General features: G+C 73.1%; 6 protein-coding genes and 1 riboswitch. Of the genes, 1 reads left to right on the forward strand and 5 read right to left on the reverse strand.

The window, feature by feature from the left end; translation table 11 throughout:
* Nucleotides 1-88: 88 nt before the first annotated feature.
* The 5 genes from L0B03_RS12005 to gcvP form a co-directional block, all read right to left on the reverse strand.
* Nucleotides 89-637 carry a hypothetical protein gene (locus L0B03_RS12005; protein WP_250446040.1) on the reverse strand — a complete coding sequence of 183 codons (549 nt, stop codon included), beginning with the start codon at nucleotides 635-637 and terminating at the stop codon, nucleotides 89-91.
* Between the two features lie 160 nt (nucleotides 638-797).
* Entirely contained in the window at nucleotides 798-1034 is a 237-nt protein-coding gene (locus L0B03_RS12010; protein WP_374204942.1) for a LuxR C-terminal-related transcriptional regulator, read from the reverse strand.
* Nucleotides 1035-1356: 322 nt separating this feature from the next.
* Nucleotides 1357-1728 (reverse strand): glycine cleavage system protein GcvH, encoded by a 372-nt coding sequence (gene gcvH, locus L0B03_RS12015; RefSeq protein WP_250446042.1) that lies wholly within the window; start codon nucleotides 1726-1728, stop codon nucleotides 1357-1359.
* Nucleotides 1729-1757: 29 nt separating this feature from the next.
* Nucleotides 1758-2918 carry a glycine cleavage system aminomethyltransferase GcvT gene (gcvT, locus tag L0B03_RS12020; protein ID WP_250446044.1) on the reverse strand — a complete coding sequence of 387 codons (1161 nt, stop codon included), beginning with the start codon at nucleotides 2916-2918 and terminating at the stop codon, nucleotides 1758-1760.
* Entirely contained in the window at nucleotides 2915-5770 is a 2856-nt protein-coding gene (gcvP, locus tag L0B03_RS12025) for an aminomethyl-transferring glycine dehydrogenase (protein WP_250446046.1), read from the reverse strand. The genes gcvT and gcvP overlap by 4 nt, the downstream gene beginning before the upstream one ends.
* A gap of 193 nt (nucleotides 5771-5963) precedes the next feature.
* A riboswitch (glycine riboswitch) is annotated at nucleotides 5964-6060 on the reverse strand.
* A gap of 373 nt (nucleotides 6061-6433) precedes the next feature.
* Between gcvP and L0B03_RS12030 the strand changes: the two genes are divergently transcribed.
* Nucleotides 6434-6766 (forward strand): DUF2264 domain-containing protein (locus L0B03_RS12030; protein ID WP_250446048.1); only part of this gene is annotated, 333 nt, incomplete at its 3' end.

Below are 6766 nucleotides of genomic sequence, written 5' to 3' on the forward strand. Positions count from 1 at the left end.
GCGTCGAGGTCGTCGACGAGGGCGGCCGCGACCACCAGGACGGGGCGGTCGGCGCGGCTCATGAGACCAGTGTCCCTGACCCGTCGCCTCAGCGCGGCAGGTGCCAGGACCCGTGGGCCGCCTCGGCCAGCTGGGCCGCGAGCGGGGCGGGGTCCTCACCGGTGCTGCGACGCCACCGGCTGGACCGGCCGGTGACCAGGACGTAGAGGTCGACCGTGCGCCCGGCTCGGGCCTCGGCCACGACGAGGCGGTTGAGCCTGCAACGCTCCTCCGCGGTGGCCTGCTGGCAGTCCCGGCGGGAGATCTCCCCCAGACCGTGGCGTACGCCGAAGGTCCGGCTCAGGTTCGTCGAGGCCCCGACGTAGCGCGCGGTGCCGCCCTGCACCAGGGCGAAGACGCCGCTCGCCGAGGGCAGCTCGTGCTCGGGCTCGATCCGGCCGAAGGGCCCCATCGCCCAGGCCGGGTACCGCTGCTCGACCGCCGCCATGCCGGCGAGCGGGGAGTGCTCGTACACGGTGCCGTCGTCCTCGAGCTCGACCAGCAGCCGACCCGCGTAGGTCAGGGTGCGCCGGGCCAGGACCAGATGGTCCGGCGCCCAGTGCTCATCGCCCGGCGGCGGGACGGCCGGACGATCCACGTTCACCTGCCTCGGACGAGGCCCGTGGGGGCCGGAGACTGAGCGCTCCGACACTACCCGCGCCGTCGTCGGTCCGCGCCGTGAACCTCGCGGACACGCACGGAGCCCGCTGGTGCGACCGGCCTCGGGCGGCCGGTCAGCGGATCACCGGGTGAGCGGGTCAGCGCAGGCCGATCTCACGGGCGCAGGCCACGGCGTCGGCGCGGGTGGAGACACCGAGCTTCTTGTAGACGCTGCGCACCTGCGACTTCACGGTGTTGCGCGTGACGAAGAGCTTGGAGGCGATCTCCTCGAGGGTGACGTCCTCGTCGAGGTTCGAGAGGATCACGCGCTCACGGCGGGTGAGGGGCTCGGCCGAACGCTGGGTGGGGACCATGTGCTGCAGTTCCATCGTCATGAGAATCTCCAGGGGGCGGCGGTGCTGGGGGGCTCCGCGAATCGTGCTGACACCTGAAGAGAGCGGTGAGTTCACCCGCCATGACGCGGTTTTCACCCGCGATCTCGTGACTATGGGGTTGCGGACCATGATCATCGTGAGAATTCAACCCCCCGGACGGGCGTTGTTGCAGGTCACGACAGTGTGATACATCACCGTATCGAGTGAGAGGTTCACCTGATCGGAGCAACGGATCTGCCCCGACGGGGCCCTGCGCCGGGGAGGACGACGGCTCGGGGCGGGGGCCGGCGACAGCGCGCCGACCCCCGCACGAGGCACCGCCTCAGGCGTCGAGCAGGGCCGAGTACTCCTCGGCGCTGAGCAGCCCGGTGGCGTCGTCGACGTCGACCCGGATCAGCCAGCCGCCCTCGTAGGGCTCGTCGTTGACCAGCTGGGGCTCGTCGACCACGGCCTGGTTGACCTCGGCCACCGTCCCGGTGACAGGGGCGTAGATCTCCGAGACGGACTTGGTCGACTCGACCTCGCCGCACACGGTCCCCGCGGTGATGCGGTCCCCCACGGAGGGCAGCTCGATGAACACCAGCTCGCCGAGGGCCTCGGCGGCGTTCTCGGTGATGCCGATGGTCACGGGGGTGCCCTCGCGGACCCACTCGTGCTCGGCGGTGTACTTCAGCTCAGCAGGCACGTTGCTCACGACGATCTCCTCAGGATCACAGGCACGGGTCAGGGACGGCGGTAGAAGGGCAGGGGGACGACGCGAGCGGGCTCGGGCCGACCCCGTACCTCGACGGCGAGCTCGGTGCCCTCGCCGCTGACCTCAGGGGTCACGTACGCCATGGCGATCGGGTAGCCGAGGGTCGGCGACGGCGCCCCCGAGGTGACCTCGCCGACGACGGGACCGTCCGGCACGAGCACCGCGTAGCCGTGCCGCGCGGCCCGACGCCCGAGGCCCTGCAGGCCGACCAGCACGCGGGCGGGCTGCGACCCGGCCCGGGCCTCGAGCGGACCACGACCGACGAAGTCCAGCGGCTCGCCGTCCTCGTCGACCTTGTCCAGGCGGACGACGCGACCCATCCCCGCGTCGTGCGGGGTGGTGGTGGTGTCGAGCTCGTTGCCGTAGAGGGGCATGCCCGCCTCGAGGCGCAGGCTGTCGCGGCAGGCCAGGCCCGCAGGCACCAGCCCGTCCTCGGCGCCGGTCTCGAGCAGGGCCCGCCACAGGGTCGGGGCGTCCTCAGGGCTGACGTAGAGCTCGAAGCCGTCCTCCCCGGTGTACCCGGTGCGCGCGACGACCGCCTCGACCCCGGCCACCAGGGCCGCGGTGCACGCGTAGTAGCGCAGGCCGCTCACCCCGCTGCGGCCGTCCTCGCTGACCAGGCGTCCGAGGATCCCCGCGGCAGCCGGGCCCTGGACGGCCACCAGGGCCGTGGTCGCGGACTCGTCGGTCACCTCGACGCCGCTGCACCGCTCCTGCAGCTCGGTCAGGACCGTCTCGACGTTCGAGGCGTTCGCCACGACCAGGTAGCCCTCGGGCCCGGTGCGGTAGACGACCAGGTCGTCCAGCACCCCGCCGTCGGGGGCGCACAGCATGGTGTAGCGGGCGCGGCCCACCGCGAGGGCGGAGAGGTTGCCGACCAGGGCGCGGTCCAGGGCATGCCCGGCCCCGGGCCCCGCCACGCGGATCTCCCCCATGTGGGACAGGTCGAACAGCCCGGCCGCGGAGCGCACCGCGTGGTGCTCGGTGAGATCCGAGGTATAGCGCAGCGGCATCTGCCAGCCCGCGAAGGGGGTCAGGGTCGCGCCGAGGGCCACGTGCTCCTCGTGCAGCGGGGAGCGGCGCGGCTGCTCCTCACCGAGCTCGACGGCGTCGTCGGTGGTGGTCGTCATACGTACTCCTCGATCGGCGGGCACGAGCACACGAGGTTGCGGTCCCCCGCAGCCTGGTCGATCCGACGCACCGGCGGCCAGTACTTGTCCTGGCGCAGGCCCGCCACGGGGAAAGCCGCGGTCTGCCGGCTGTACGGGGCCGACCACTCCTCACCCGTGACCATGGTGGCGGTGTGCGGCGCGTTCCGCAGCGGGGACTCGGCGAGGGACCACGTCCCGGCCTCGACCTCGGCGATCTCCGCGCGGATCGCGATCATCGCCTCGCAGAAGCGGTCCAGCTCGGCGAGGTCCTCGCTCTCGGTGGGCTCGACCATCAGCGTGCCGGCCACCGGGAAGCTCAGCGTCGGGGCGTGGAAGCCGTAGTCGATGAGCCTCTTGGCGACGTCCTCGGCCGTCACCCCTGTCGCCTTGGTCAGGGCGCGCAGGTCGAGGATGCACTCGTGGGCCACCCGCCCACCAGGGCCGGTGTAGAGCACGGGGAAGTGCTCGGTCAGGCGGGTCGCGAGGTAGTTGGCGCCCAGCACGGCCATCTCCGTCGCACGCCGCAGCCCGTCTCCGCCCATGAGGGCGACGTAGGCCCAGGAGATCGGCAGGATCCCGGCCGACCCCTGCGGCGCTGCCGAGACCTGCGTGACACCACGGCCCGGCAGGAAGGGCACCAGGTGCTCGGCCACCGCGACCGGCCCGACGCCGGGGCCGCCGCCCCCGTGCGGGATGCAGAAGGTCTTGTGCAGGTTCAGGTGCGAGACGTCGCCGCCCAGCTCACCCGGCTGCGCGAGGCCGACCAGGGCGTTGAGGTTCGCCCCGTCGATGTAGACCTGCCCGCCCGCGGCGTGGACGAGCTCGCAGACCTCGCGCACGTGCTCCTCGTAGACCCCGTGGGTCGAGGGGTAGGTGATCATGATGGCGGCGACGTCCTGCGCGTGGGCCTCGAGCTGGGCGCGCAGGTCGGCCATGTCCACCTCGCCGTCGGCCGCGGTCTTGACCACCACCACGCGCATCCCGGCGAGGACGGCCGAGGCCGCGTTGGTGCCGTGGGCCGAGGCCGGGATCAGGCACACGTCCCGCTCTCCGTGGCCGTTGGCCTTGTGGAACTCGCGGATGGCCAGCAGGCCGGCGAGCTCGCCCTGCGACCCGGCGTTGGGCTGCACCGAGACGGCGGCGTAGCCGGTGATCTCGGCGAGCCAGGTCTCGAGCTCGGTGATGAGCTCCTGGTAGCCGCGGGTCTGGTCCGCGGGGGCGAAGGGATGCAGGTTCGCGAAGCCGGGCCAGGAGATGGGCTCCATCTCGACCGCGGCGTTGAGCTTCATCGTGCAGGAGCCCAGCGGGATCATCGTGCGGTCCAGCGCCAGGTCCCGGTCGGCGAGCCGCCGCATGTAACGCATCAGCGCCGTCTCCGACCGGTACCGGTGGAAGGTGGGGTGCTCGAGGTAGGCGCTCGTCCGGCGCAGGGCAGCCTCGAGCCCGAGCTCGCCCTCCTCGCGGGCGGTCCGGCCGTCCTGGGAGCTGGTCTCGCCGGCGTGGGCGAGGACGGAGCGGACGGTCTCGATCTGGGCCTCGGTGGTGGTCTCGTCGGTGGCGACCGAGACGTGGTCGGCGTCGACCCGGTGCAGGTTGATGCCTGCGGCGCGGGCGTCGGCGAGGGCCTGGTCGGCCTTGCCGGGGACGCGCACCAGCACGGTGTCGAAGAAGCGCTCGTGCACCACCTCGACGCCGGCCGCCCGCGCCCCCTCGGCGAGGGTCACGGCACGCGAGTGCACCCGCTCGGCGATGGCACGCAGCCCGTCGGGCCCGTGGTGCACCGCGTAGAAGGAGGCGACGACGGCGAGCAGGGCTTGAGCGGTGCAGATGTTGCTCGTGGCCTTCTCGCGGCGGATGTGCTGCTCACGGGTCTGCAGGGCCAGCCGGTAGCCGGGGGCGCCGTCCGCGTCGGTGCTGACCCCGACGAGCCGGCCCGGGAGCATGCGCTCGAGGCCCTGGCGCACCGACATGAAGGCCGCGTGCGGGCCGCCGTAGAACAGCGGGACGCCGAAGCGCTGGGCCGAGCCGACCGCGACGTCGGCCCCCAGCTCCCCGGGCGGGGTGAGCAGGGTGAGGGAGAGCAGGTCGGCCGCGACCGTGACCAGGGCACCGCGCTCGTGGGCCTGCTCGACCAGCGGCGCGAGGTCCCGCACCACCCCCGAGGCGCCGGGCTGCTGCACGACCACGCCGACGACCTCCTCGGGCAGGTCGGCCGGCAACCCGTCGGTCAGGTCGGTGACGACCAGGGGCAGCCCGATGGCCTCGGCCCGGCCGCGCAGCACCGCGAGGGTCTGCGGCAGGGTGTCCGCGTCGACGACGACGACGCCCTCGGGCCGGCCCTTGACCGCCCGGCGCATGAGCAGCACGGCCTCGGTCACGGCGGTGGCCTCGTCGAGCAGCGAGGCCCCGGCCACCGGCAGGGCGGTCAGGTCGCTGATGACGGTCTGGAAGTTGAGCAGGGCCTCGAGGCGGCCCTGGCTGATCTCGGGCTGGTAGGGGGTGTACGCGGTGTACCAGCCCGGGTTCTCGAGCACGTTGCGGCGGATCACCGGCGGGGTGGTGGTGCCGTGGTACCCCTGACCGATCATCGAGGTGAGCACCTCGTTGCGGCCCGCGATGCGCTGCAGCTCGGCCAGCACCTCGCTCTCGCCGCGGGCGGGGGGCAGGTCGAGAGGGCGCGGCTGGCGGATGCTCGCGGGCACGGCCTGGTCGATCAGGGCCTCGAGGGACTCGGCGCCCACGGTCGCGAGCATGTGGGCGGTCTCGGCGTCGCGAGGGCCGACGTGGCGGTCGACGAAGCCCTCGGCGGCTGAGGTGTGCGGCTGGTTCACGAACGCTCCGGGGGGACGTGCCCGGCGCGCGCCGGACGGGGTCAGGGACCTCCCCGCTCTGTCATCCACCGGCCCGGAGGCAGGCGACCTGAGAGTTTTGCCGGTCCGCCGTGTGCCTCGTGAGGCACCGGGGCGCGCCGACTTGCACCGTCGGTGAGCCGCACCCGAGGGCGCGGCCGCTTTCCAGAGTTGCTTCGCCACGGCGGTACGTGGGCCTGAGAGATTCCCGGGGAGGGTTGCTCCTTCGGCGCCTCGCCGACGTGCGGGAAGGACTCTCCCGCCGTGGTTCGAGCAGCGTGTTCGATTGTGGGGTCGACTATAGGCCCGGGACAGGGCCCGGGTCAGCGCCCGGCCCGGATCAGGACCGCGGGCTTACCGGTCCGGTCGACTCGCGGACCATCAGCTGCGGGCTGATCGCGATGCGGTGCACCGGGCGGTGCGGGTCGGCGATCCGCTTCACGAGCAGGTCCACCGCGGCGTGCCCGACTCATCGAGACCTGCGAGCAAGGAACCATGGGTAGACGATCAGAGGCGATCAGAGCGAGATGCCTCCATGTTTGACCTTGTGAGTTTGTGAGCGATTGACTCCGTCGGGTCGGGGTGAAGGGGCATCCGAGCCGGGAGCGCCCAGACGGCGCCCCGGCGAATCCGCGGAGGAGCACCATGCGCGTCAAGGGCACCGGGTCTGCGCACTCACCCCTGGGCGCGTCGTCCACGACGCCGTCCCGGCCGGCGAGCAGCCCGCTGACCGGCTGGGACCGGGCCCGCTGGGCCGCCCTCGCCGACGACCTGCTCACCGGGGTGCGCCCCTACGGCTCCCCCGACCACGCACGGATCGAGCTGCCCGGAGCGCCCGGCGGGTACGGCCGCGACGTCGACGGGCTCGAGGGCTTCGCCCGCACCTTCCTGCTCGCCGGGTTCCGGATGGCCGGCGAGCGCGGGGCCGACCCGCGCGGCGACGCCCAGTGGTACGCCGAGGGCCTCGCGGCCGGGACA

Origin of the sequence: Actinotalea sp. C106, assembly GCF_023630195.1 — a bacterium.
Lineage (GTDB): Bacteria > Actinomycetota > Actinomycetes > Actinomycetales > Cellulomonadaceae > Actinotalea.

Excerpts from the sequence above, each read along its gene's own strand:
- gcvT (WP_250446044.1), bottom strand. The coding sequence starts at position 2,918 with ATGACGACCACCACCGACGACGCCGTCGAGCTCGGTGAGGAGCAGCCG.
- L0B03_RS12010 (WP_374204942.1), bottom strand. The coding sequence starts at position 1,034 with ATGACGATGGAACTGCAGCACATGGTCCCCACCCAGCGTTCGGCCGAG.